We start from the raw sequence: 23,206 nt of genomic DNA on the forward strand, positions 1-23,206 counted from the left end.
TCCGGCAGGGCGAGCCGAGGGTCGCCCCCGCCCGGCCGGTCGACCGTCGTGCGCAGCGCCGTGACCCGGTTCGTGGTCTGGAGCGTGGCGGTGCTGCTCGTCGTCGCCTCGGGCACGCTGCTGCTGTCCAAGCCCCTGGCCGAGTCCCTCTCCCTCCATGAGGCCGACGTGCGCAGCGTGGCGTTCGCCAACTCGGTCGTGGCACCCCTCGTCGACGAGGGGGTGCGGGCCGGTCGGCCGGAGGCGATGGCACCCCTCGAGCGCCTCATGCGGGCACGGATGGCCGACGGCTCCATCGCCCACATGAAGATCTGGACCGCGGACGGGCTCGTGCTGTGGACCGACGAGGCCGGCATGACCGGCAGGACGTACGACCTCGACCCCGACGTCGCGGCCCTCTTCGGGGGCACCGGAGCGACCGCCGAGGTGTCCGACCTCGACAAGCCCGAGAACGCCGCCGAGCAGTCCCACGAGGAGCTCATCGAGGTCTACGTCGGCTTCCGCGCCACCGACGGCCATCCCCTCGTCTTCGAGGCCTACTGGCCCACCGAGCGCATCCAGCACGACGTCGCCGACATCCGCTGGCAGTTCACCGCGCTGGGCCTCGTCTCGCTCCTGCTGCTCGCCCTCGCCCTGCTCCCGCTCGCCCTGTCCCTCGCCCGCCGCGTCGACCGCGGCCTCGCCGAGCGGGAGGAGATGATGGCCCACGCACTGTCGGCCTCGGACCTCGAGCGACGCCGCCTCTCGCAGGACCTCCACGACGGACTCGTGCAGGACATCGTGGGGCTCGGGTACGCGTTGCCGACCGTCGCGGCCGCCCTGCCGGAGGAGGCGACCGCGGAGCGGCGCCTGCTCGAGCAGGCCACGGCCGACCTCGCACGCAGCGCCGCAGGGGCACGCGAGCTGCTCACCGACGTCTACCCGGCGGACCTGCGCAGCGGGGGCCTCGTGGCCGCGGTCGAGGAGCTGGCAGACCGGCAGCGCCGGCACGGGACCGACGTCGACGTCTCGGTCGACCCCCGGCTCGACGACTCGCTGGCCGTCGCCCAGCTCACCTTCCGGGTCGTGCGCGAAGGGCTGCGCAACGTCGACAAGCACGCGGACGCGTCGACCGTGGCGGTCTCGGCCGCCCTCCGGGGCGAGCGCGTTGTCGTCGAGGTGCGCGACGACGGCGTGGGCCCGTCGGCCACGATCGACGAGCCTCCGTCCGGATCGAACCGTGGGCACCTCGGGCTCCGGCTGCTGCGAGACACCCTGCGGTCGGTGGGTGGTGACCTGACCCTGCGCCACGAGCCCCCGGGCGGGGCGGTGCTGCGGGCCGACTTCGCCGTGCTCGGGCCGACGTCCGGGGTGCCGTCAGCCTCCTGAGACGGCGTTGATGATGTGGACGCGGGCTCCGGCCGGGACCGGTGCGCCGATGCCCTCGCCGCGCGTGGCGTCCTCGCCGTTGACGAAGACCTTGACGTGCCGACGGATCTGCCCGCGCTCGTCACGCACCTTCCCGTCGAGGATGCGATGACCGGAGAACGCCCGGTCGAGGAGTTCGGCCACGGTCTGCGACTCGGACGGCGACTCGACCTCGATCTCGGCGACACCGCCGACGAGGTCGCGGAGCATGCCGGGGAGGATGACGCGGACGGGGGCGGACGGCATACGGAATCCCTTGCGTGTCAGGCGAGCTGGGCGGCGCGCACGACGAGCACGTCGGGCAGCTGGGTCGCGATGCGCTGGAAGGTCTCACCCTCGTCGGCGGACGCGAAGACGTCGCCGTTGCGCGTGCCGATGTAGATGCCGACGGGGTCGGCCGCGTCGAGCGAGGCGGCGTCGCGCAGGACGCACGTGTAGCTGTGGTCGGGCAGCCCGCTCGCCTGCTGGCGCCACGTCGCGCCGGCGTCGTCGGACCGCTGGACCTGGAGCTGGGCGTCCGGCGGGATGCGCTCACCGGAGTCGGCCACGGGCACCACCCAGACGACACCGGGACGGCGCGGGTGCGCGAGCACCGTGAAGCCGAAGTCCGTGGGCAGCCCCTCGGCGATGGAGTCCCACGTCGCGCCGTTGTCGTGCGAGCGGTAGACACCGTTGTGGTTCTGGGCGAAGAGCTCCCCCTCGCCCTGGCCTCGAGCCACCTTGTGCACGCACTGGCCGTACTCCGGGTACTCGTTGTCGGGCATGAAGCCGGCCCGGATGCCGGGGTTGCTCGGAGCCCACGTCTGCCCACCGTCGCCCGAGCGGTAGACGCCGCCCGCGCTCATCGCGACGAGCACCGACTCGGGATGGCCGGGCTCGGGCACGATCGTGTGCACCGCCCCACCGCCGAAACCGGGCTCCCAGGTCGGGCGGTGCGGGTGGTCCCACAGGCCGCGGACGAGCTCGTAGTGCTCCCCGCGGTCGGTGCTCTTGAAGAGGGCGTGCGGCTCGACCCCCGCCCACACGACGTCGGCGTCGTTGGGGTCGGGCGTCAGCTGCCAGACGCGCTCGAGCGCGGTGTCGGTGTCGGCCGGGAAGGCCAGCGCCCGCTCGGCGCTCTCGGTCCACGTGCGGCCACCGTCGGTGGAGGCCTGGACCGTGGGTCCCCAGTGCCACGACTTGACGCCCGCCAGGACGGTCGAGCGCCCCTGGCGGGTGTCGACGGCCACGGAGGCGACCTCGCTCATGAGGAAGTGCGGACCCTCGAGGGTCCAGTCCTGCCGGTCGGCGCTGCGGGCGATCCAGAGCCCCTTGCGCGTGCCGATGGCGACGATGGTCTCGGTCATGTTGACAGTGTCCACTATGGCCGAGGGGCAGACAAGGGTCCGGCGACGGCGTTGTCGACCGGGTCGCCAGCGAGCAGCGCCTCGACCTGTCGGCGCACGAGGGCGATGGCGCGCGGCCGCATCGCGTCCGTCGCTCCCCCGACGTGCGGCGTGACGAGGACCCCCGGCGTCGTCCACAGCGGGTGCTCCTGCGGCAGCGGCTCGGGGTCGGTCACGTCGAGCGCCGCCCGCAGCCGGCCGGAGGCGCACTCGGCCATGAGGGCGTCGGTGTCGACGACCAGCCCCCGGGCCACGTTGACGAGAAGGGCGCCGTCGCGCATACGGCCGAGCAGCGCCGCGTCGAACAGTCCGCGCGTGGCGTCCGTCAACGGGACGATGACGACGACGACCTCGTGGTCGGGCAGGAGGTCGGGCAGCTCGTCGATGCCGTGCACGTGCGACACGAGGTCGTCGCCGGCGCGCGCCCGGGAAGCCACTGCCGTCAGCGTGACCTCGAAGGGGGCGAGGCGCCGCGCGATCGCCCCGCCGATCCGGCCGTAGCCGACGACGAGCACCCGCCGGTCTGCCAGCGACGAGCGGAGGCGCAGCGGTTCCCAGCGCCCGTGCCGCTGGGAGCCGACGAACTCCGGGATGTCACGGATCGACGCCAGGGTCAGGGTCAGCGCGAGCTCCGCCGTCGACGCGTCGTGCACCCCCGCGGCGTTGCACAGGGTCACACCGTCGGGGAGCCGGGCCACGAACCGCTCGTAGCCGGCGCTCTGCAGCTGCACGACCTCGAGGGCATCGAGCCCGCGGGTGACGTCGGCGAGGTCGAGGCTCGTCATGTACGGCATGACGGCATAGCGGATCTCGGGACCGCGTGGGTGCGACCCCTCCATGTCCCACACGACCGTGTCGACGCCGTCGAGGTCGGCGAGCGCGTCGGCGAACTCGGGGTCGGGGACGGACACGACGACGGGTTGGGCGGCCATGAGGCCCACGCTAGTCAGGACGGGCGGAGCGCCCGGGAGGTGACCGGGAACAGGTCGGGGAGGCCCGGACCCGTCCGGCGCCACGCCGCTAGGCTCCCCGGGTGACGAACCACCCCCACGTCCTCGCCCTCGGCTCGGGCCGACGCACCGCCCCCGCGGGCGGCGGCCGACCCACCGCGATCGACAAGCGGTCCGTCGCGTCGTTCGAGGTGCGCGACCCCGGCCCCAAGCACGGCGGCCTCGGCAGCGGCGTCGTCGGGGACGAGATCGGCAACCCGAAGCACCACGGCGGCGCGCTCCAGGCGGTCTACGCCTACCCGCGCGAGGACCAGGAGTTCTGGGAGCAGCAGATCGGGCGTGCCATCCCCTCAGGGGGATTCGGCGAGAACATCACGACGCTCGGCGTGGACACGACACACGCGCTCGTCGGCGAGCAGTGGCGCATCGGGGAGGTCGTGCTCCGGGTCGAGGTGCCGCGCATCCCGTGCAGCACCTTCGCCGCGCACCTGGGTGAGCCCCGCTGGGTGCGCCGCTTCACGGAGGCCGGGCGCACCGGCGCCTACCTCTCGGTCGTGACCGCCGGCGCCGTGCACGCCGGCGCGACCATCCAGATCGAACGGCCCGACCACGACATCGACCTGCTCGTGCTCTTCCGCGCCCTCACCGGTGACCTCGCCGCCGCCCGACGGGTCGTCGACGCCGACGTCGTCCACCCCGAGGTGCGCGACGGGCTCGTCGAGACGCTCGAACGACGCGGCGGCTGAGACACCGCAGTCCCAGACGCCACGTGGGACACAATGAGGTATGCCGCACACCTCCCGACCGACCGGCCGCGCGCTCGTGGGCGGCGTCGTCGTCGCCCTGGTCACGGCCGCGTGCTCGACGGCTGAACCGTCCGCGCCTGCCACGGGTGCCGGCACGACCGCCTCGGCGACCTCGAGCGCCACCACCGAGACGGGGAGCACCTCGGCGTCGGCGGCCCCCACGACCCCGGCGCGTCCACCCGCAGCCCAGCCGGCCGGACCTGTGACCCTGATGGGCGGCCTCGACATCGCCTGGTCGGTGGCCGTGCTGCCCGACAGCAGCGCCCTCGTGAGCGAGCGCAACACCGGGCTCATCCACCACGTGCCCAAGCCCGGCTCCGGGGGCAGGCCTACGGTCGCCGGGAAGCTGCCGATCACCCGCACGGAGGGCGAGGGCGGACTCCTGGGGCTCGCCGTGCCCGAGGACTTCGACGCCGACCCCGTCTTCTACGCGTACTACTCGACCGAGAGCGACAACCGCATCGCCGCCGTGCCGTGGCGCGACGGCACGATCGGTGAACCCGTCGTCATCTTCTCCGGCATCCCGCGTGGCCGGAACCACAACGGGGGCCGCATCGCCTTCGGGCCCGACGGCTACCTCTACGTCGGCACGGGTGAGGCGGGCGACACCTCGCTCTCGCAGAACCTCGACTCGCTCGGAGGGAAGATCCTGCGCATCACCCCGGACGGCGACCCGGCCCCGGGCAACCCTTTCGGTGGCTCCCCTATCTGGTCCTACGGACACCGAAACGTCCAGGGGCTGGCCTGGGACAGTCGGAAACGCCTCTGGGCCAGCGAGTTCGGACAGAACACGTTCGACGAGCTCAACCTCGTCGAGCCCGGCAAGAACTACGGCTGGCCCGAGGTCGAGGGCCGGGCCGACAACCCCGACTACGTCGACCCCGTCGCCGAGTGGCCGACCTCCGAGATGTCGCCGAGCGGCATCGCCGTCGGCCCCGACGGCGCCGTCTACATGGCAGCCCTGCGCGGGCAGTCGGTGTGGCGGGTGCCGGTCAACGCCGACGGCTCCGCCGGCACACCGACCCGCCACCTCCAAGGCACCTACGGCCGCATCCGCGACATCCACTTCGTCGGCCGCCGCGTGTGGATCACGACGAGCAACAACGACGGCGCCGACCGGCTCATCTCGCTGCCCCTGTCCGCGGTCGGAGCCGGCTGACCCTCTCGCAGCTCGCCTCGCAGCGCGCGGGCCCGCCGCCGGCGCCCGGACCTGACTAGCCTGACGATCAGGGGTCGGCACCGGCGCCACCCACGAGCAGGAGGGGCACCCATGGGTTCGTACGACGAGATCCTCGACCAGGTACCGATCGACCAGCTGGCGGGCCAGCTCGGGGTCGGGAGTGACGAGGTCCGCCAGGCGGCGGAGAGCGCCCTGCCCGCGCTGCTCGGCGGGCTCCAGGCCAATGCCTCCGACCCGGCCGGCGCCGACTCGCTGCTCACGGCGCTCTCGGACCACCAGGGCACGATCAACGGCCTCGACGACGTCGACGAGCAGGACGGGAAGGCCATCGTCGGCAACATCTTCGGCGGCAGCACCGACCAGGTCGTCAGCCAGCTCGGCGGCCTCGGCGGGTCGTCCGGCAGCCTCGTGCAGAAGCTGCTGCCGATCCTCGCCCCGATCGTCATGTCGTGGCTCGCCAACAAGCTGGGCCAGGGCGGCCTGGGCGGCATGCTCGGCGGCGGGGCGGGCTCGACCGGCACGACCACCACGGCGGGCAGCGGGTCGACGGACGGTGGTCCGCTCTTCCCCGGCGGCGTGGGCGCCGACAGCGGGCCCGTCCAGGCTCCGGGCAGCGCGACGTCGACGGGCGCCGCGTCCGGCGGCTCGAACCCGCTCCAGGACATCCTCGGCCAGGTGCTCGGTGGCGGCGCCGGCTCGTCCGGTGGCAGCGGCGGCGCCGGTGACATCCTCGGAGGCCTGCTCGGAGGCCTCCTCGGTGGCGGCAGGCGCTGACCCTCGGCCGACATCCTCGTCACGTGCGAGAGGCCACGCTCCGGGGGCTCCCGAGGTCACGGACCTCTGGGCCGGCCGGAACGTGGCCTCTCGACGGGTGGAGCGGGGCTACTGGAGCTTGGCGAGGATGAGCTCGCGAGCCTTGCCCGCGTCGGCCTGGCCCTTCATCTCCTTCATGACCTGACCGATGAGCGCGCCCGCGGCCGCCACCTTGCCGTCGCGGATCTTGGCCGCGAGGTCGGGGTTGGCCTCGATGACCTTGTCGACGGCGGCCTCGAGGGCGCCGTCGTCCTGGACGAGCTCGAGACCACGGGCGTCGGCCACCGCCGTCGGCGTGCCCTCACCGGCGAGCACCCCGTCGAGCACCTGCCGCGCCATCGAGTCGTTGAGGCGCCCGGCTGCGACGAGCCCGTCGAGCTCGGCGATGTGCGCCGGCGTCAGACCCAACCCGGCGGCGTACGTGACGATGTCCTGACCCTCGGCGTTGGCTCGCCGTGACGGCTCACCGAGCCACCACTTCTTCGCGGCGCCGGCGCTCGCGCCGGCGGCGACGGTCTCCTCGATGAGCTCGACCGCTCCGGCGTTGACGACGTCGCGCATCTCGAGATCGCTGTAGCCCCAGTCGGACTGGAGCCGCTTGCGGCGGAGTCCGGGAGGCTCGGGGAGCGTGCCCCGCAGCGTCTCGACGGTCTCACGCGTCGGCGCGACCGGCACGAGGTCCGGCTCGGGGAAGTAGCGGTAGTCCTCGGCGTCGGACTTGACGCGACCCGAGGTCGTGATGCCGGTGTCCTCGTGCCAGTGCCGGGTCTCCTGGAGGATCGAGCCCCCACCGTCGAGGATCGCCGCGTGCCGCGAGATCTCGTAGCGCACCGCACGCTCGACGGAGCGAAGCGAGTTGACGTTCTTGGTCTCGGTGCGCGTGCCGAGCGGCACCGCGAGCTGGGCCTGGTCGAGCGGGTCACCGACGCGCGGACGCAGCGACACGTTGGCGTCGCAGCGCATCGAGCCCTGCTCCATCTTGACGTCGCTGACGTCGAGGGCGCGCAGCAGCTCACGAAGCGCGGAGACGTAGGCCTTGGCGACCTCGGGCGCGCGCTCCCCCGCCCCGACCATGGGCTTGGTGACGATCTCGATGAGCGGGATGCCGGCGCGGTTGTAGTCGACGAGCGAGTGGTCGGCGCCGTGGATGCGACCGGTCGCGCCCCCGATGTGCAGCGACTTGCCGGTGTCCTCCTCCATGTGCGCGCGCTCGATCTCGACGCGGTAGACGCTGCCGTCCTCGAGCTCGACGTCGAGGTGGCCCTCGAAGGCGATCGGCTCGTCGTACTGCGACGTCTGGAAGTTCTTCGGCATGTCCGGGTAGAAGTAGTTCTTCCGGGCGAAGCGGCACCACTCGGCGATCTCGCAGTTGAGCGCCAGACCGATGCGGATGGCCGACTCGACGGCCTTCTCGTTGACGACGGGCAGTGCGCCGGGCAGGCCGAGGCAGACCGGGCAGACCTGGGAGTTGGGCTCGGCGCCGAACTCGGTCGGGCAGCCGCAGAACATCTTCGTGGCCGTGTGCAGCTCGACGTGGACCTCGAGACCCATGACCGGGTCGAACTTCGTCATGGCCTCGTCGTAGTCCATGACGGCATCGGTCGCGACGGTGGTCATGTCAGGCTCCCTTCGCAGCAGCGGCGCCCAGCACGGGCGCGCGGTCGAGGATCGGACCGCCCCAGCGGTCGACGAGCGCAGCCTCGAGGGCGGCACCGACGGAGTAGAGACGATCGTCCTTGGTGGCCGGCGCGAGCATCTGGATGCCCGCGGGCAGGCCGTCCTCGTCGGCGAGGCCGGACGGGATCGACATGCCGGGGACGCCCGCGAGGTTGGCCGGGATGGTGGCGATGTCGTTGAGGTACATCGCCATCGGGTCCTCGAGCTTGTCGCCGAGCTTGAACGCCGTCGTCGGCGCGGTCGGGCTGACGAGCACGTCGACCTGGGCGTACGCGTTGTCGAAGTCCTGCGCGATGAGCGCGCGGACCTTCTGCGCCGAGCCGTAGTAGGCGTCGTAGTAGCCGGAGCTGAGGGCGTAGGTGCCGAGGATGATGCGGCGCTTGACCTCGGGCCCGAAGCCCGCGTCCCGCGTCGCGGCCATGACCTGTTCGGCGCTCGGCGCGTCGACACCCTCGGGCAGCACGCGCATGCCGTAGCGCATCGCGTCGAACTTGGCGAGGTTGCTCGAGGCCTCGCTCGGGAGGATGAGGTAGTAGGCCGCGAGGGCGTACTCGAAGTTGGGGCAGCTCACCTCGACGACCTCGGCGCCGAGCTCCTCGAGCAGCGCGACGGACTCGTCGAAGCGGGCGCGCACGCCGGGCTGGTAGCCCTCGCCGCCGAGCTCCTTGACGACGCCGATGCGCATGCCCTTGACGCTGGCGGCGCGAGCGGCCTCGACGACGGGCGGGACCGGCGCGTCGATGGACGTCGAGTCCATCGGGTCGTGGCCACCCATGACGGCGTGGAGCAGGGCGGTGTCGAGGACCGTGCGACCGCACGGGCCGGCCTGGTCGAGCGAGCTGGCGAGCGCCACGAGGCCGTAGCGCGAGACGCCGCCGTAGGTCGGCTTGGTGCCGACGGTCGCCGTCACGGCGGCCGGCTGGCGGATCGAGCCGCCGGTGTCGGTGCCGGTCGCGAGCGGCGCCTGGAAGGAGGCGAGCACCGAGCTCGAGCCACCGCCAGAGCCACCGGGGATGCGGGCGAGGTCCCACGGGTTGTGCGACGGCCCGTAGGCCGAGTGCTCCGTCGAGGAGCCCATGGCGAACTCGTCCATGTTCGTCTTGCCGAGGATCGGCAGGCCGGCCTCGCGCAGCTTCGACACGACGGTCGCGTCGTAGGGCGGGATCCACCCCTCGAGGATCCTGCTGCCGCACGTCGTCGGCAGCCCCTTCGTCGTCATGACGTCCTTGACGGCGATCGGCACCCCGGCGAGCGCGCCGAGGGTCTCGCCGGCCTGACGCCGGTCGTCGATCGCCCGCGCCTGGGCGAGCGCCCCGGCCTCGTCGACGTGGAGGTAGGAGTGCACCTGGCCATCGACGGCGGCGATCCGGTCGAGGTGCGCCTGGGTCACCTCGACGGAGCTGATGGCCCCGCTCGCGAGCGCGCCGGCCAGGTCGGCGGCGGTGGCCCTCGTCAGGTCAGTTGGCAGGTCGGTCACGTCAGTGCCTTCGGTTCGTAGCTGCGACAGGAGTTTTCGTGGTGCCCGTCACGGGCGGGGCGTATGCCGGGTGCTCGGCAGGGGCGGCATACGCAGGCTTGCGTGGTTGCTCAGTCCTCGTCGAGGATGCGCGGCACCGAGAAGCGCTGCTGCTCGGACTCGGGCGCCCCGGCCAGCACGGCCTCCGCGCCGAGGCTGGGGCGCACGACGTCGGGGCGGGTCACGTTGGTCAGCGGCATCGGGTGCGACATCGGGGCGACGCCGTCGGTCGGGGCCTGCTGGACCTTGGCGACGGACTCGAGGATGACTCCGAGCTCACCCACCATGCGGTCGAGCTCGGCGTCCGAGAGCTCGATCCGGGCGAGGCCGGCCAGGTGGGCTACGTCGTCGCGGGACAGGGATGACATGCGGGCCAGTCTATGGGGCAGCCCCTCGGGCCCGGACCACGGTCCGGAGCCCCGCACCGACACCCGCGCGCGCCTCTCGTGCTCCGTGCCCCGGAAGTCGTCGGGGGTCGGGCGTGTCCTGGCGCCGGTCTCGCTCGTTGACCACGGCGGATCCACGAACCACCCAAGGAGAACCCTCGATGACGAGCCCGGCCAGCCCGACGACCACGACGACCGCGCCCACGCAGGACGAGCCGGCGGCTCCCGCCCACGCGACCGAAGCGGCCGACCCGGCCCCGACCGCCTCGGCCGGTCCAGCCCCCACCCCGACGACGACCGAGCCGTCCGCCGAGACGACGACCGAGACGACGACCGGGACGACCGGTACGACGACCGACGCGCCGTCCGACCGGGCCTCCGCCAAGGCCGAGATGGCCGAGGTCGCCCCACGGGCGCGCCGGACCCCCGACGTCCGGGCCGGCGCCCGCCGGGCGGCGACCCTCACCGGGGCCGGCATCCGGCGCGTGCGCACCCTGCTCGGCGAGATCGTGTGGTTCGCCTGCCTGCTCGCCGCCACCGCGCTCCTGCTCGGAGCCGTCCTCGTGCTGCTGGACGCCAACACGAACAACGCCCTCGTGGCGGCCGTCATGCGCGCCGCCGACTGGGCCGACCTGGGCGTCTTCAGCCGCACCGCCGGCATCAAGCAGTTCACCGGGGACGGCGCCGTCGTCAAGAACACCATCACCAACTGGGGTCTCGGCGCCGTTGCGTGGCTCGTCGTCGGCCGCGTCGCCCGCCGCATCCTCACCCCCTGACCCCCTCTCCATCCCGCGTTCGATGTGTTCGCGTCGCCGTCCAGCGGACGCGCACACATCGAACGGCGGGAGGCCCGGGGTCGGGGTCAGTCGCGGGAGCGCGTGCGGCGGTCGAGGACGTAGCGGCGCAGGACGTTGCGCGCCGTGCCCCAGATGCCGTGGCGGAAGAGCAGGACGATGACGACGAAGATCGTGCCGGTGATGAGGCCGATGCCCTCGAAGCCGGAGCTCGCGAGGTAGTCCTCGAGCGTCACGACGACGCCGGCGCCGACGAGGCCGCCCCAGAGCGTGCCGATGCCGCCGAGGACCGTGATGAGCACGACCTTGCCCGATGTCGTCCACATCAGCTCCTGCAGCGACGCGAACTGGTGGCTGACCGCGAAGACGCCACCGGCGAGGCCGGCCAGGCCGGCCGAGATGATGAACACCGTGATCTTGTAGCGCTCGACGTCGTAGCCGAGGGCGCGCGCCCTGGCCGGGTTGTCGCGGACGGCCGTCAGCACCCGGCCGAAGGGCGAGTTGACGACGCGCCACGCGACGAGGATGCCGACGAGGATCATCGCGGCGCCGACGTAGTAGAAGTAGAACGGGTCGGTCTCGACGAGCTCGATGCCGAAGAAGTTGCGCGGGATGCCCTGGAGGCCGTTCTCGCCGCCCGTCAGGTCACGCGCCTGGTTGGCGATGAAGTAGAGCATCTGCGCGAAGGCCAGGGTGACCATGGCGAAGTAGATGCCGGTCCGCCGCACCGAGAGGTAGCCGATGGGCCAGGCGATGAGCATCGCGAAGACGGCGCCGCCGATGACGGCGACCGGGAACGGCACGCCCCAGTGGGTGGCGATGAGGCCGGTGCAGTACGCCGAGCCGCCCCAGAACGCGGCGTGGCCGAAGCTGAGCAGGCCCGTGAAGCCGAGGAGCAGGTCGACGCTGATCGCGAAGAGGCCCCAGCACAGGATGTCCATCGCGACCGGCGGGTAGATCCAGTACGGCAGCATCACGAGCACGGCGAGGCCGGCCAGGAGCATGACGTAGCGCAGCGGGTTGCGCCGCGAGAGGATCGAGGGCTGGGCCAGGTCGACGTCGACCTTGGCGGTCATCTGCTCGCTCATGCGACCTCCTCCCGTCCGAAGAGCCCCGAGGGCCGGACGAGAACGACGAGCGCCATCAGCACGAAGATGACGATCTGGGCGTACGTGGGGGCGTAGGCGATGCCGTAGGCCTCGACGAGTCCGACGAGGAAGCCTGCGACCACCGCCCCGAGGATGGATCCGAGGCCGCCGATGACGACGACGGCGAAGAGGATGATGATGAAGTTGCTGCCCATCTCGGCGGTGATGGCGCGGGTCGGCGCGGCGAGCACACCGGCGAGGCCCGCGAGCGCGATGCCGAAGCCGAAGACGGGGGTGACCCACAGCCCCACGTTGATGCCGAGGGCTCGCGTGCGGTCGGGCGCCTCGGTCGCGGCGCGCACGATCATGCCGATGCGCGTCTTCGTCAGCAGCAGCCCGACGGCGACGCACACGACGACCGAGAAGAGACAGGCGAAGATCGCGTAGACGGAGAGGTTGACCGATCCGACCGAGACCTGGCCGCCGAGCCCGGCCGGCACCTGGTAGGGCAGACCGGAGACGCCGTAGCGCTGCTTGACCGCCTCGACGATCACGAGCGTGAGGCCGAACGTCAGCAGGAAGTTGTAGAGCGGGTCGAGCTCGAGCAGCCAGCGCACGAGCAGGCGCTCCATGAGCACGCCGAACCCGAACATGAGGACGGGGACGATGATGAGCGCCGCCCAGAAACCGACGTTCAGCTCGGCGAGCAGGACGGCTGACAGGACGGCGCCGAGCATGTAGCAGGCGCCGTGGGAGAAGTTGACGACCCCGAGGACGCCGAAGATGACGGCGAGGCCCAGCGCGGAGAGCGCGTAGAAGCCGCCGGCGGCGAGCCCCTGGAGGGTGTACTGGATGAATTCGCTCATGTCTCTCGCTCGGTTCGCGGTCGATCGGGCTGGGTGCGGCTGCCTCGACAGCCGCGTGGTGCCGTATGCCGTCCGGCGCGTCCTCGTGGACGCCACCGGACGGCATACCGACGCAGGGCGCCGGCTCAGGCCCCTGGGATCAGCTCATCGAGCAGGCGGGGTTGGCCGCGCCGTAGGCCTCGGCGGCCGGGATCGTCTTCTCGATGTCCTCGTAGTCCCACTCCTCCGGAGCGGAGCTCTTGACCTTGGCGAGGTAGACGTCGTGGATGACGGCGTGGTCGGCCTTGCGGATCTCGCCGTTGCGCAGGAAGACGTCGTTGATCTTCTTGCCCTCGAGCTTGCCCACGATCGTGTCGGCGTCGTCGGTGCCGGCCTCCTGGACGGCCTCGAGGTAGTTCATCGCGGCGGAGTAGTTCGCGGCGTGGGCGAAGGACGGACGGGTGTTCGTCTTCTCCTTGAACTGGTCGGCCCACTTCTTGTTCTGCGCGTCGAAGTTCCAGTACCACGCGTCGGTGAACTGCGTGCCGGCGAACTGGTCGACACCGAGCGAGTGGATGTCGGTGATGAACATCAGGCCGACCGCGAGCTGCACCTTGCCCTTGAGCGAGCTCTGGTTGAACTGCTTGACGAAGTTGATGAGGTCGCCGCCGGCGTGCATCGAGCCGATGACCTTCGGGCTGCCCTCGCCGGCCTTGGTGATGAAGGTGGCGAAGTTGTCGCTCGGGAAGGGCGACGCGATCGACTGTCCGACGGTGCCGCCGTTCTTGGTGACCTCGGCGCTGAACGACTTGTTCATGTCCTGGCCGAAGGCGTAGTCGGGGTAGACGATGTTCCAGCTCGTCCCGCCCTCCTTGGTGATGGTGCCGGCCGTGCCGCGCGCGAGGACGGCGGTGTTGTAGGCCCAGTGGAAGGTGTACTTGTTGCAGCTCGCGCCGGTCAGGGCCGTCGTGCCCGCACCGATGTTGATGTAGAGCTTCTTCTTGTTCTTGGCCTGCGTGGCGACGGCGAGGGCCGCGGCCGAGTTGGGCACGTCGAGGATGATGTCGGCCTTCTGGCGGTCGTACATCTCCTGCGCCTTGGAGTTGGCGATGTCGGCCTTGTTCTGGTGGTCGGCCGTGACGACCTCGATGTCCTTGGCGACGGCCTTGTCGCCGTACTTCGCCTTGTAGTCCGCGATCGCCATCTCGATGGCGACCTTGCTGTTGGGACCGGACAGGTCCTTGTAGACGCCCGACTGGTCGTTGAGCAGGCCGATGACGACCTTGTCGTCGGTCAGCTTGCTCGAGCCGCCGGACTGGGGGCCGCCGGCCCCTCCGCACGCGGCGAGCGCGAGCGACGCGGTCGCGGCGATGGCGACGGTGCCCTGGACTGTCCTGCTACGCATGTCCCCTCCTGGGGTTGTGACGAGATGTGACGGTGCTGACGGGGTGGGGCGGTGTGACGGGATGACGCAAGGGCGTCGTGGTCGTGGCGTGGTCGTGTCGTGGTCGTGGCGTGGTCGTGGTGCGCCCGGCGGGTGCTGCGGCCGGGACGTGGGCGGGGGCTACATCCCGAGGTAGGTGAGCAGCTCTCCCTCGCGGGCCCTGAAGTCGTCGTTGCCGAGGTGCTCGACGACCTTGCCCTGGGCGAGCAGGTAGTGCCGGTCCGCGACCGTCGAGGCGAACGCGACGTTCTGCTCGACGAGGAGGACGCCGACGCCCTGGCCCTTGATCTCGCGGATGATCTCGCCGATGCGCTGGACGATGACCGGGGCCAGGCCCTCGCTCGGCTCGTCGAGCAGCAGGAGCCGCGAGCCCATCCGCAGCACGCGGGCCATCGCGAGCATCTGCTGCTCGCCGCCCGACAGCTTCGTGCCCGGGAAGTCACGGCGCTCGTGGAGCACGGGGAAGAATTCGTAGACCCGCTCGAGGGACCAGGCGTCCGCGTGGACGACCGGCGGCAGCAGGAGGTTCTCGGCGACGGTGAGGCTGGCGTAGATGCCGCGGTCGTCCGGGACCCAGCCGATGCCGGCCCGGGCGCGGGCGTCGGCCGACCGCTTGGCGAGGTCGGACCCGTCGAGCGTGATCGAGCCCTCGATCTGCCGGTGCAGCCCCATGACCGAGCGCAGCAGAGTCGTCTTGCCGGCCCCGTTGCGCCCGACGAGGGTGACGACCTCACCGGGGGCCACGTCGATGCTGACGTCGGTGAGGACGCGGGCCTCGCCGTACCAGGCGGAGAGCCCGGACACCTCGAGCATCCGTGCGGCGCCGCGCCGGGGGCTCGCGGGCTCAGGCGCACCGGCGCGGTCGGGCGCCGGCTGCTCCGTCGTCGTCGTGGCGGTCGTGTCGTCACTCATGGGCTGCTCCGAGGTATGCCGTGATGACCCGCTCGTCGGCGCGCACCTGCTCGTAGGGTCCCTCCGCGAGCACCTGCCCCGACTGGAGCACGGTGACGCGGTCCGCGAGCGATCCGACGACGTGCATGTTGTGGTCGACGAAGACGACGGTGCGCCCCTCGGCGAGCTGCTTGACGAGGGCGATGGTGCGGTCGACGTCCTCGATCCCCATGCCGGCGGTCGGCTCGTCGAGGAGCAGCAGCTTGGGGTCGAGGGCCATGGCGATCGCAAGCTCGAGCGCGCGCTTCTGGCCGTAGGCCAGCGACGACGCCGGTGCCCCGGCGCGGTCGGCGAGGCCGACCTGCTCGAGCAGCTCCATGGCGCGGTCCTTGAACGTGGCCATGCGGGTGACCGAGCGCCACCACTGCTTGCCCATGCCGGTCGGGCTGGCCAGGGCCAGCTCGAGGTGCTCGCGCAGGGTCATCGCCTCGAAGAGGCTCGTGATCTGGAAGGAGCGCGCGATGCCGAGCGGCGCGATCTGCTCCGGCGCCTTGCCGGTGATGTCCTGACCGTCGAAGAGCACGGCGCCGGACGTCGGGGCCAGGAAGCCGGTGAGGAGGTTGAAGAGCGTGGTCTTGCCCGCACCGTTGGGTCCGACGAGCGCGTGGACGGTGCCGCGGGCGACCGTGAGGTCGACCTCCGAGACGGCCCGGAAACCACGGAACTCCTTGGTCAGGGCCCTGGTCTCGAGCAACGGGGTACCCGTCAAGACCTGCACCTCCTCGTGCGTCGCGCTCGGGTGAGCGTGGTGTCGGGCCGAGCCGGTCGGTGTGACTGGCTGGCGACGACTCCGGAAAGTCCGGGAAACTTCGGCAAAGCCTAGGAGGGCTGCACGCCGAAAGGACGGTGGGGACCCACACACCTGACGCGGTTCTGTGGGCTCGCGACACATGCGAGCCGGCCGCCGGACCCCGCGGGGGCGGGCGCGCTCACGCCGGCTCGACGGAGTGCGAGCAGCCCCGACGGGGTCGTGCTGCGCGGGTCAGTCAGGGCGCACCCGTCTCGAGCAGGCGGCGGAAGCCGTCCTCGTCGAGGATCGTCAGACCCAGCTCCTCGGCCTTGGCCGCCTTGGACCCGGCGTTGGCGCCGATGACGACGAAGTCGGTCTTCTTCGACACCGAGCCGGAGGCCTTGCCGCCTCGGCTGATGATGGCCTCCTTCGTCTCGTCACGGGAGAAGCCCTCGAGCGAGCCGGTGACGACGACGGTCTTGCCCTCGAGCGTGCGCTCGACGGACTCGTCGACCTCGTCGGCCATCCGGACGCCGGCGTCGGCCCACTTGCGCACGATCTCCTGGTGCCAGTCGACCTCGAACCACGCGGTGACGGCTTCGGCGATGACCCCGCCCACACCCTCGGCCTGGGCGAGCTCCTCGGTCGTCGCCGATCGGATCGCCTCCATCGAGCCGAAGTGGGTCGCCAGCGCCCGGGCCGCCGTGGGTCCGACGTGCCGGATCGAGAGGGCCACGACCACCCGCCACAGCGGCTGGCTCTTGGCCTTCTCGAGCTCGGCGAGCAGCTTGTCGCCACCGGCCGAGAGCACGCGCCCGCCGACGACGGTCTCGTCGGGGTCGGTCTTCTTGGCGGCCCTCGTGTAGAGCGGGACCCGCGCGAGCTTCTCGCGGGTGATGCCGTACTCCCCCGCGTGGGGGCTGTCGGCGGACGGCGCGAAGAGGTCACCCTCGTCCGTGATGATCCCTGACTCGAGCAGCGCGATGGAGCCCTCCCAGCCCAGCGCCTCGATGTCGAGCCCGCCGCGGGCGGCGAGCGCGAAGACCCGCTCGCGCAGCTGGCTCGGGCACGAGCGGGTGTTGGGACAGCGGATGTCCTTGTCGCCCTCCTTCTCGGGGGCGAGCGGGGTGCCGCAGGCCGGGCAGTCCGTCGGCATGACGAACGCGCGCTCGGTGCCGTCGCGCAGGTCGACGACGGGACCGACGATCTCGGGGATGACGTCGCCCGCCTTGCGCAGCACGACGGTGTCGCCGATGAGCACGCCCTTGCGCTCGACCTCGTACGCGTTGTGCAGCGTCGCGTTCTCGACCGTGGACCCGGCGACGACGACGGGCTCCATGACGCCGTAGGGGGTGACCCGACCGGTGCGCCCGACGTTGACCCGGATGTCGAGCAGCTTGGTGTTGACCTCCTCGGGCGGGTACTTGAAGGCGATGGCCCACCGGGGCGCACGGGAGGTGGCACCGAGCTGGCGCTGCAGGGGCACCTCGTCGACCTTGACGACGATCCCGTCGATCTCGTGCGAGCGGTCGTGGCGGTGCTCGCCGTGGTAGGTGACGAACTCCTGGACGGCGGCGATGTCGTCGAGCACGCGCACCTCGTCGGAGGTCGGCAGCCCCCAGCCGCGGAGGGCGGCATACCCCTCGCTCTGTCGCTCGATGTCGAAGCCCCGGCGCGCCCCGATGCCGTGGACGAGCATCCGCAGCGGGCGGGTGGCGGTGACCTTGGGGTCCTTCTGGCGCAGCGAGCCCGCCGCGGCGTTGCGGGGGTTGGCGAAGGGCGCCTTGCCCGCCTCGACGAGGCTCGCGTTGAGGTCGGCGAACGCCGCCGTCGGGAAGAACACCTCCCCGCGGATCTCGACGAGGTCGGGAACGTCGTCGCCCGCGAGCCGCTCGGGGATGCCCTCGATGGTCCGGACGTTGTTGGTGACGTCCTCGCCCGTGCGGCCGTCGCCGCGGGTCAGGGCGCGCACGAGGCGGCCCTGCTCGTAGAGCAGGTTGATGGCGAGGCCGTCGATCTTCAGCTCGGTGAGGAAGTGGGCGCCCGCCCCGACCTCGCGCTCGACGCGCTCGGCCCACGTCTGCAGCTCCTCGAAGGAGAAGGCGTTGTCGAGGCTCAGCATCCGCTCGACGTGGTCGACCGTCTCGAAGCCGGTCGCGAACGACGCGCCCCCGACGTTCTGGGTCGGGCTCTCGGGGGTGCGCAGGGACGGGTGCTCGTCCTCGATGGCGTTGAGCCGCCGGATCAGCGCGTCGTACTCGCCGTCGCTGATCGTCGGCGCGTCCTTGACGTGGTAGGCGAACTGCGCCGCGGCGGCCTGCTCGGCGAGCTCGGCCCACTCCTGGTGGACCTCGGTCGGGACGTCGTCGGTGACGGGCGTGGGGCCGCTGCTCTCGCTCACCCGCTCATCCTGCCAGCCGGTTCCGACGGTCACCGCCCGATGACACTCCTCACGTGGCGGCGGGTCTGTTCACCGGGCGACCCAGCAGTGACAATGGGCCGGAGCCCGCCCCCTGCGAAGGAGCAGAGATGACCAACCTCGCCGCCAACCTCACCGCCACCGCGGCACGCGTCCCCGACAAGGTGGGCATCAAGCTCGACCAGGTCGAGCTGTCGTGGTCGGCGCTGCACCGCGCGGCGGCGGCCGTGGCCGGCCAGCTGCGCGCGGCGGGACTCGAGCCCGGCGACCGGGTCTCGCTCATCCTCCCCAACGTGCCGGCCTACCCCGTCGCCTTCTACGGCACCCTGCTCGCGGGCGGCGTCGTCGTGCCGATGAACCCGCTGCTCAAGTCCGGCGAGATCCAGTACTTCTACGAGGACAGCGGGGCCCGCTTCAGCTTCGTGTGGCCGGACTTCGCCGACGAGGCCGGGAAGGCGGCGGCCGAGACCGGGACCCGCCTCGTCGTGTGCGGCCCGATGGGGCCGGCCGACGGCCAGTTCGACGCGTCCGAGACGGCGGGCCCTCCGGTGCTCGAGCCGGTCGAGCGCGCCGACGACGACACCGCCGTGATCCTCTACACGAGCGGCACCACCGGCAAGCCCAAGGGCGCCGAGCTGACGCACTTCAACCTCCACCGCAACGCCGAGCGCTCGGCCACCGACATCATGGAGATCACCGAGGACGACGTCATCATGGGCTGCCTGCCCCTCTTCCACGTCTTCGGCCTCACGTGCGGGCTCAACACGTCGGTCCAGCGCGGCGCGACCCTATCGCTCATCCCCCGGTTCGACCCGGCCAAGGCCATCGAGGTCCTCGGCCGCGACCACGTCACGATCTTCCAGGGCGTCCCGACGATGTATGCCGCGATCCTCAACCACCCGAACGCCGACGAGGCCGACACGAGCAGCCTGCGCACGTGCGCCTCGGGAGGCTCGGCGATGCCCGAGGCGGTCATGAAGGCCTTCGAGGAGAAGTTCCACTGCCAGATCCTCGAGGGCTACGGCCTGTCCGAGACCTCCCCCGTCGCCTCGTTCAACATGCCCGACAAGCCCACGAAGCCGGGCACCATCGGCCGCGCCATCCCGGGCTGCGAGATGAAGCTCGTCGACCTCGAGGGCAACGACACCCCGGCGGGCGAGATCGGCGAGATCGCGATCCGCGGCGAGAACATCATGAAGGGCTACTGGAACCGGCCCGAGGCCACGAAGGAGGCCATCCCCGACGGGTGGTTCCGCTCGGGCGACCTCGCGACCGTCGACGACGAGGGCTACTACACGATCGTGGACCGCAAGAAGGACATGATCATCCGCGGCGGCCTGAACGTCTACCCGCGCGAGGTCGAGGAGGTGCTCTACACGCATCCCGACGTGCTCGAGGCCGCGGTGGTGGGCGTCCCCGACGACCTCATGGGCGAGGAGGTCGGTGCCGCCGTCGTGCTGCGCCCCGGCTCGACGGCGACGCTCGAGGACGTCCAGGGCTACGTCAAGGAGCGCCTGGCGGCCTACAAGTACCCCCGCCGCATCTGGTCGCTCGACGAGCTGCCGAAGGGCCCCACCGGCAAGATCCTGCGCCGCGAGGTGCGTCCGCGGACGACGTCCTGACGCGCCGCCAAACCCTGCGACACGCAGGGGTTTGGACTCGCCGTACGTTTTGGCGTATTGCGCGGCATCGGTGACACTGGAGCAGGGTCACTATCGACGTGCCGCACCCCGTCCCGCCCTGGGACGCCCGGCGTCACGTCTGCGAAGGGTATTCACGCGTGAAGTTGAGCATCCGTTCCGCCGCAGTCTCGGGGATGGCCGTCCTGGCCATGCTCGGCGTCACGGCCTGCAATGCAACTGCCACGGCCGAGAACGGCAAGCCCGCGGGCTCCTCGTCGGCGACCGCTGGTGGCACGACGTCGGCGGCACCCACGCCGACCACCGACCCGGTGGTCTTCAAGACGACCCCGGGCGACGAGTCCGAGGACGTCTCCGTCGACACGCGGGTCACCGCCTCGGCCGAGAAGGGCACGCTCAAGAAGGCCTCGCTCTCGTACAAGAGCAAGAAGGGCAACCGCGTCCCGGTCGACGGCACCCTCGAGGGCGGCACGTGGACCGCGTCCGACCTGCTCGAGCCCGGCGTCAAGTACACCCTCGACCTCACGGCCGAGGACTCCGACGGAAAGACCACCGAGTCGACGCAGACGTTCCGCACCGCGAACCTCACGCTCGACGACCAGGTCTACGTCGCCGTCTCCCCGCGTGACGGAGGCACCGTCGGCATCGGCATGCCGGTCGTCGTCCGCTTCGACCTCCCGGTCGTCGACAAGGCGAGCTTCGAGAAGCACATGAAGGTGACCTCGACCCCCGCCCAGGCCGGGTCCTGGTACTGGCTCAGCTCGCGCGAGGCGCACTGGCGTCCCAAGACGTACTGGAAGGCCGGCACCAAGGTGCACGTCGAGGCCAACCTCAACGGCGTGCCCGCCGGCGGCAACCGTTACGGCCAGATGAGCCGCACGTCGGACTTCACGATCGGCCGCGCCGTCGTGGCCAAGGTCAACCTCAAGACGGACCAGCTGGACGTCTTCATCGACGGCAAGTGGGTCAAGCGCATCCCCGTCACCGGTGGTCGTCCGGGCTTCGTCACCCGCTCGGGTGTCAAGGTCATCATGGACAAGCAGACCAACATCACGATGCGTGCCGAGACCATCGGCCTGAAGAAGGACGACCCGAACTACTACGCCGACACCCCGGTGAAGTACGCCATGCGTGTCACGAACTCCGGTGAGTTCCTCCACACGGCGCCGTGGTCGGTCGCCGACCAGGGCAAGCGCAACGTCAGCCACGGCTGCACGGGCATGAGCGATGCCAACGGCCAGTGGCTCTTCGGTCAGATGCGGATCGGCGACGTCGTCGAGACGACGGGAACCAACCGTCCGATGACGATGGGCAACGGCTACTCGGACTGGAACCTCAGCTGGGCCAGGTGGAGCGCGGGCTCCGCGCTCTGAGCTGACCACCGAGCTCACCGAGCAGGGCCGGCCACCCTTAGGGGTGGCCGGCCCTGCTGTTCGGGGCTGGGAGCCCGTCGGCGACCGTCAGCCGGCGCTGCGCTCCTCGAGCTCGCGGGCGGTCTCCACGGCTGCTCGCTGCACGGCCCTCGCGACCTCCGGTGACCCCGTGGCGAGGCCACAGGCGGGCGTCACGACGACGTCCGCGAGCGACCGGAGCGGCAGGCCGGTCCGCGTCCACGCCCCGACGAGGTCGGCAGCCAGGTCCTGCGGTCGCGTCCGGCTCCCGTCGGTGGGCACGGCGCCGGCATGGAGGCGTATGCCGTCCTCGACCGCGACGGCGACGCCCTCCCACTCGCGGGGGCGCAGCAGGGAGGTGTCGAGCGACAGCGTGGTCGGCGCGGTGGCACGCAGGAGTGGCAGCGGCGGGTTGGCCGCACAGCAGTGCACGACCGTCTCGCCGTCGTGTGCGCGGAGCACCGTCATCAGGCCGGCCGCGGCCACCTGGGGGTCGAGGCTCGGCAGACGGCCGAAGCCCGACGAGGTCGGCAGCCGGCCCGCGAGCACGGTGGGCAGGCTGGGCTCGTCCACCTGGAGCACGACCTGCGCCCCGGGGACGAGGCTGCGCACCGCAGCGACGTGGAGGCGTACGCCCTCGGCGAGCGACTCGACGAGGTCACGGCTGGCGCCGTCGTCGACGATGACGCGCTCGCCGCGCGAGAGCCAGACGTTGGCAGCCAGGGTCCACGGCCCGACGACCTGGAGCTTGAGCGCCCCGGTGTGCCCGTCGAAGGCCTCGGCGAGCTCGTCGAGGTCCTCGCGGAGCATCGCCGCCGTGCGCGACGCGTCACGTCCGGGACGGTCGACGAGCCGCCAGCCGACGGGCTGGAGGTCGACGGGCAGCTCGACGAGCAGGCCCGCCGTGCGGCCCACCATGTCGGCGCCCGGCCCCCGCGCGGGAAGCTCCGGGAGGTAGGGCACGTGGCCGTCCAGGATCTCGCGCACCTGCCGCACCGCGTCGCGCACCGAGGTGCCGGGCCAGGAGCCGATGCCGGTAGCGAGAGTCACCGCGCCAGCCTAGGCGCACGCGGCGCGGCTCCGGGACGGCGAGGGGGCTAGAGCAGGACCCCCGAGCCGTCGCCCCGCTCGAAGCGCACCGGCAGCCCGGGTCCGATCGCCGCGACGATGCGGGCGCGAACGTCTGCCACGTCCGGGCCGCGCTGCGCCGCGATGTCCTCGAAGGTCCCCGAGACGGGCACGACCCGGATCACGAGGCCCCCGGTCCAGGGTTCGGGCCCGAGGCCGGTGATTCTCGGCTCCGCGTCCATGAGCGGCCTGATGGCGTCCATCGCCGAGAGCTGGTCGGCGAGCGAGTACGGCACCTCGACGAGGTGGACGGTGCCGGGGTGCCGCCCAGCGAGCTCGACCGCCTTCGCCCGGGCCGCGCCCCGCTCGGCGGTGAGGTAGATGTCGGCGCCGGACCCGTCGCTGCACAGCGCCACGCCCGCCACCTCGTGCGGGTAGGCGTTGCCGACCTCCTGGAGCGCGTTGGCGACGCCGGCGGCCCCGGTCCCCGGAGGCCCTCCGGCCCAGACCGGCCGGCCGTGCCCGTCGACGTCCAGACACGAGGTCGTCACCGGGACGCTTGTCAGGGCCGCGGCACCCGGGCCGGAGGGGTGGCCGCACGCCGACACCGCGAGCACAGCGCCCATGACGACGCCGGTCCGCACCCACACCCCCGCAACGCTCCCCCGTCTGCGCTCCATGGGGACAGTGTGCGACGCTTCCGCCGCCTGCGGGTC

General features: G+C 71.7%; 21 protein-coding genes. 7 read left to right on the forward strand and 14 right to left on the reverse strand.

What is annotated here, in order from left to right; translation table 11 throughout:
* The first annotated feature begins 60 nt into the window (after positions 1-60).
* Positions 61-1,368 carry a sensor histidine kinase gene (locus tag H283_RS0107330; RefSeq protein WP_231372240.1) on the forward strand — a complete coding sequence of 436 codons (1,308 nt, stop codon included), beginning with the start codon at positions 61-63 and terminating at the stop codon, positions 1,366-1,368.
* Here the strand turns inward: H283_RS0107330 and H283_RS0107335 are convergent.
* Genes H283_RS0107335 through H283_RS0107345 form a run of 3 tightly spaced genes read right to left on the reverse strand, consistent with a single transcriptional unit; the run spans position 1,357 to position 3,724 of the window.
* Entirely contained in the window at positions 1,357-1,653 is a 297-nt protein-coding gene (locus H283_RS0107335) for a MoaD/ThiS family protein (protein WP_020142870.1), read from the reverse strand. The two genes, H283_RS0107330 and H283_RS0107335, sit on opposite strands and share 12 nt — an antisense overlap.
* 17 nt (positions 1,654-1,670) lie before the next feature.
* Complete coding sequence (locus tag H283_RS0107340) at positions 1,671-2,753, reverse strand: sialidase family protein (protein WP_043648811.1); 1,083 nt, start codon at positions 2,751-2,753, stop codon at positions 1,671-1,673.
* A 14-nt stretch (positions 2,754-2,767) separates the two neighbouring features.
* On the reverse strand, positions 2,768-3,724 hold the full coding sequence (locus tag H283_RS0107345) for a 2-hydroxyacid dehydrogenase (RefSeq protein ID WP_043648813.1): 957 nt from the start codon (positions 3,722-3,724) through the stop codon (positions 2,768-2,770).
* A 101-nt stretch (positions 3,725-3,825) separates the two neighbouring features.
* Between H283_RS0107345 and H283_RS0107350 the strand changes: the two genes are divergently transcribed.
* From H283_RS0107350 to H283_RS0107360, 3 genes are all read left to right on the forward strand, one after another.
* On the forward strand, positions 3,826-4,488 hold the full coding sequence (locus H283_RS0107350) for an MOSC domain-containing protein (protein ID WP_020142873.1): 663 nt from the start codon (positions 3,826-3,828) through the stop codon (positions 4,486-4,488).
* A 40-nt stretch (positions 4,489-4,528) separates the two neighbouring features.
* On the forward strand, positions 4,529-5,707 hold the full coding sequence (locus tag H283_RS0107355; protein ID WP_020142874.1) for a sorbosone dehydrogenase family protein: 1,179 nt from the start codon (positions 4,529-4,531) through the stop codon (positions 5,705-5,707).
* Positions 5,708-5,818: 111 nt separating this feature from the next.
* Positions 5,819-6,502: a DUF937 domain-containing protein gene (locus H283_RS0107360; RefSeq protein ID WP_020142875.1), complete on the forward strand. Its 684-nt coding sequence runs from the start codon at positions 5,819-5,821 to the stop codon at positions 6,500-6,502.
* 108 nt (positions 6,503-6,610) lie between these two features.
* On the opposite strand, the gene gatB is transcribed toward H283_RS0107360, so the two are convergent.
* The 3 genes from gatB to gatC all read right to left on the reverse strand — a co-directional run bounded on the left by gatB (position 6,611) and on the right by gatC (position 10,102).
* Positions 6,611-8,158: an Asp-tRNA(Asn)/Glu-tRNA(Gln) amidotransferase subunit GatB gene (gene gatB, locus H283_RS0107365; RefSeq protein ID WP_028785400.1), complete on the reverse strand. Its 1,548-nt coding sequence runs from the start codon at positions 8,156-8,158 to the stop codon at positions 6,611-6,613.
* A 1-nt stretch (position 8,159) separates the two neighbouring features.
* The gene (gene gatA / locus H283_RS0107370; protein WP_043648815.1) at positions 8,160-9,686 is read right to left on the reverse strand and encodes an Asp-tRNA(Asn)/Glu-tRNA(Gln) amidotransferase subunit GatA; all 1,527 of its coding nucleotides are present in this window, start codon (positions 9,684-9,686) and stop codon (positions 8,160-8,162) included.
* A gap of 119 nt (positions 9,687-9,805) precedes the next feature.
* Positions 9,806-10,102 carry an Asp-tRNA(Asn)/Glu-tRNA(Gln) amidotransferase subunit GatC gene (gene gatC / locus H283_RS0107375; protein ID WP_020142878.1) on the reverse strand — a complete coding sequence of 99 codons (297 nt, stop codon included), beginning with the start codon at positions 10,100-10,102 and terminating at the stop codon, positions 9,806-9,808.
* 179 nt (positions 10,103-10,281) lie between these two features.
* Between gatC and H283_RS28075 the strand changes: the two genes are divergently transcribed.
* Positions 10,282-10,896, forward strand: coding sequence for a hypothetical protein (locus tag H283_RS28075; RefSeq protein WP_020142879.1), 615 nt, complete (start codon positions 10,282-10,284; stop codon positions 10,894-10,896).
* Positions 10,897-10,982: 86 nt separating this feature from the next.
* On the opposite strand, the gene H283_RS0107385 is transcribed toward H283_RS28075, so the two are convergent.
* From H283_RS0107385 to ligA, 6 genes are all read right to left on the reverse strand, one after another.
* On the reverse strand, positions 10,983-12,002 hold the full coding sequence (locus H283_RS0107385) for a branched-chain amino acid ABC transporter permease (RefSeq protein WP_020142880.1): 1,020 nt from the start codon (positions 12,000-12,002) through the stop codon (positions 10,983-10,985).
* Positions 11,999-12,868 (reverse strand): branched-chain amino acid ABC transporter permease, encoded by an 870-nt coding sequence (locus H283_RS0107390; RefSeq protein ID WP_020142881.1) that lies wholly within the window; start codon positions 12,866-12,868, stop codon positions 11,999-12,001. Before H283_RS0107390 ends, H283_RS0107385 begins: the two co-directional genes overlap by 4 nt.
* A 139-nt stretch (positions 12,869-13,007) precedes the next feature.
* Complete coding sequence (locus H283_RS0107395) at positions 13,008-14,252, reverse strand: ABC transporter substrate-binding protein (protein ID WP_020142882.1); 1,245 nt, start codon at positions 14,250-14,252, stop codon at positions 13,008-13,010.
* Positions 14,253-14,411: 159 nt separating this feature from the next.
* Positions 14,412-15,203, reverse strand: a complete 792-nt coding sequence (locus H283_RS0107400; RefSeq protein WP_020142883.1) for an ABC transporter ATP-binding protein — start codon at positions 15,201-15,203, stop codon at positions 14,412-14,414.
* Positions 15,196-15,960, reverse strand: a complete 765-nt coding sequence (locus H283_RS0107405) for an ABC transporter ATP-binding protein (protein WP_231372241.1) — start codon at positions 15,958-15,960, stop codon at positions 15,196-15,198. Before H283_RS0107405 ends, H283_RS0107400 begins: the two co-directional genes overlap by 8 nt.
* A gap of 268 nt (positions 15,961-16,228) precedes the next feature.
* Positions 16,229-18,373, reverse strand: a complete 2,145-nt coding sequence (ligA, locus tag H283_RS0107410) for an NAD-dependent DNA ligase LigA (RefSeq protein ID WP_043648823.1) — start codon at positions 18,371-18,373, stop codon at positions 16,229-16,231.
* 128 nt (positions 18,374-18,501) lie between these two features.
* Between ligA and H283_RS0107415 the strand changes: the two genes are divergently transcribed.
* Complete coding sequence (locus H283_RS0107415) at positions 18,502-20,013, forward strand: long-chain fatty acid--CoA ligase (RefSeq protein WP_020142886.1); 1,512 nt, start codon at positions 18,502-18,504, stop codon at positions 20,011-20,013.
* A gap of 158 nt (positions 20,014-20,171) precedes the next feature.
* Positions 20,172-21,404 (forward strand): Ig-like domain-containing protein, encoded by a 1,233-nt coding sequence (locus H283_RS0107420; RefSeq protein ID WP_231372242.1) that lies wholly within the window; start codon positions 20,172-20,174, stop codon positions 21,402-21,404.
* Positions 21,405-21,491: 87 nt separating this feature from the next.
* Here the strand turns inward: H283_RS0107420 and H283_RS0107425 are convergent, their stop codons facing one another.
* Together H283_RS0107425 and H283_RS0107430 are read right to left on the reverse strand one after the other, a co-directional pair.
* A complete protein-coding gene (locus tag H283_RS0107425; protein WP_020142888.1) occupies positions 21,492-22,472 on the reverse strand; it encodes a hypothetical protein in 981 nt (326 codons plus the stop codon).
* Between the two features lie 47 nt (positions 22,473-22,519).
* On the reverse strand, positions 22,520-23,170 hold the full coding sequence (locus H283_RS0107430) for a hypothetical protein (RefSeq protein WP_156023039.1): 651 nt from the start codon (positions 23,168-23,170) through the stop codon (positions 22,520-22,522).
* Between the last annotated feature and the right edge of the window lie 36 nt (positions 23,171-23,206).

Source organism: Terracoccus sp. 273MFTsu3.1 (genome assembly GCF_000383675.1).
Classification (GTDB): Bacteria; Actinomycetota; Actinomycetes; order Actinomycetales; family Dermatophilaceae; genus Terrabacter.

Bases quoted from the DNA above. Each gene is read 5' to 3' on its own strand.
- H283_RS0107345 (WP_043648813.1), bottom strand. From the start codon at position 3,724: ATGGCCGCCCAACCCGTCGTCGTGTCCGTCCCCGACCCCGAGTTCGCC.
- H283_RS0107340 (WP_043648811.1), bottom strand. From the start codon at position 2,753: ATGACCGAGACCATCGTCGCCATCGGCACGCGCAAGGGGCTCTGGATC.
- H283_RS0107390 (WP_020142881.1), bottom strand. From the start codon at position 12,868: ATGAGCGAATTCATCCAGTACACCCTCCAGGGGCTCGCCGCCGGCGGC.
- H283_RS28075 (WP_020142879.1), top strand. From the start codon at position 10,282: ATGACGAGCCCGGCCAGCCCGACGACCACGACGACCGCGCCCACGCAG.
- gatB (WP_028785400.1), bottom strand. From the start codon at position 8,158: ATGACCACCGTCGCGACCGATGCCGTCATGGACTACGACGAGGCCATG.
- H283_RS0107360 (WP_020142875.1), top strand. From the start codon at position 5,819: ATGGGTTCGTACGACGAGATCCTCGACCAGGTACCGATCGACCAGCTG.
- H283_RS0107430 (WP_156023039.1), bottom strand. From the start codon at position 23,170: ATGGAGCGCAGACGGGGGAGCGTTGCGGGGGTGTGGGTGCGGACCGGC.
- H283_RS0107395 (WP_020142882.1), bottom strand. From the start codon at position 14,252: ATGCGTAGCAGGACAGTCCAGGGCACCGTCGCCATCGCCGCGACCGCG.
- H283_RS0107335 (WP_020142870.1), bottom strand. From the start codon at position 1,653: ATGCCGTCCGCCCCCGTCCGCGTCATCCTCCCCGGCATGCTCCGCGAC.
- H283_RS0107400 (WP_020142883.1), bottom strand. From the start codon at position 15,203: ATGAGTGACGACACGACCGCCACGACGACGACGGAGCAGCCGGCGCCC.
- gatC (WP_020142878.1), bottom strand. From the start codon at position 10,102: ATGTCATCCCTGTCCCGCGACGACGTAGCCCACCTGGCCGGCCTCGCC.
- H283_RS0107415 (WP_020142886.1), top strand. From the start codon at position 18,502: ATGACCAACCTCGCCGCCAACCTCACCGCCACCGCGGCACGCGTCCCC.
- H283_RS0107355 (WP_020142874.1), top strand. From the start codon at position 4,529: ATGCCGCACACCTCCCGACCGACCGGCCGCGCGCTCGTGGGCGGCGTC.
- H283_RS0107385 (WP_020142880.1), bottom strand. From the start codon at position 12,002: ATGAGCGAGCAGATGACCGCCAAGGTCGACGTCGACCTGGCCCAGCCC.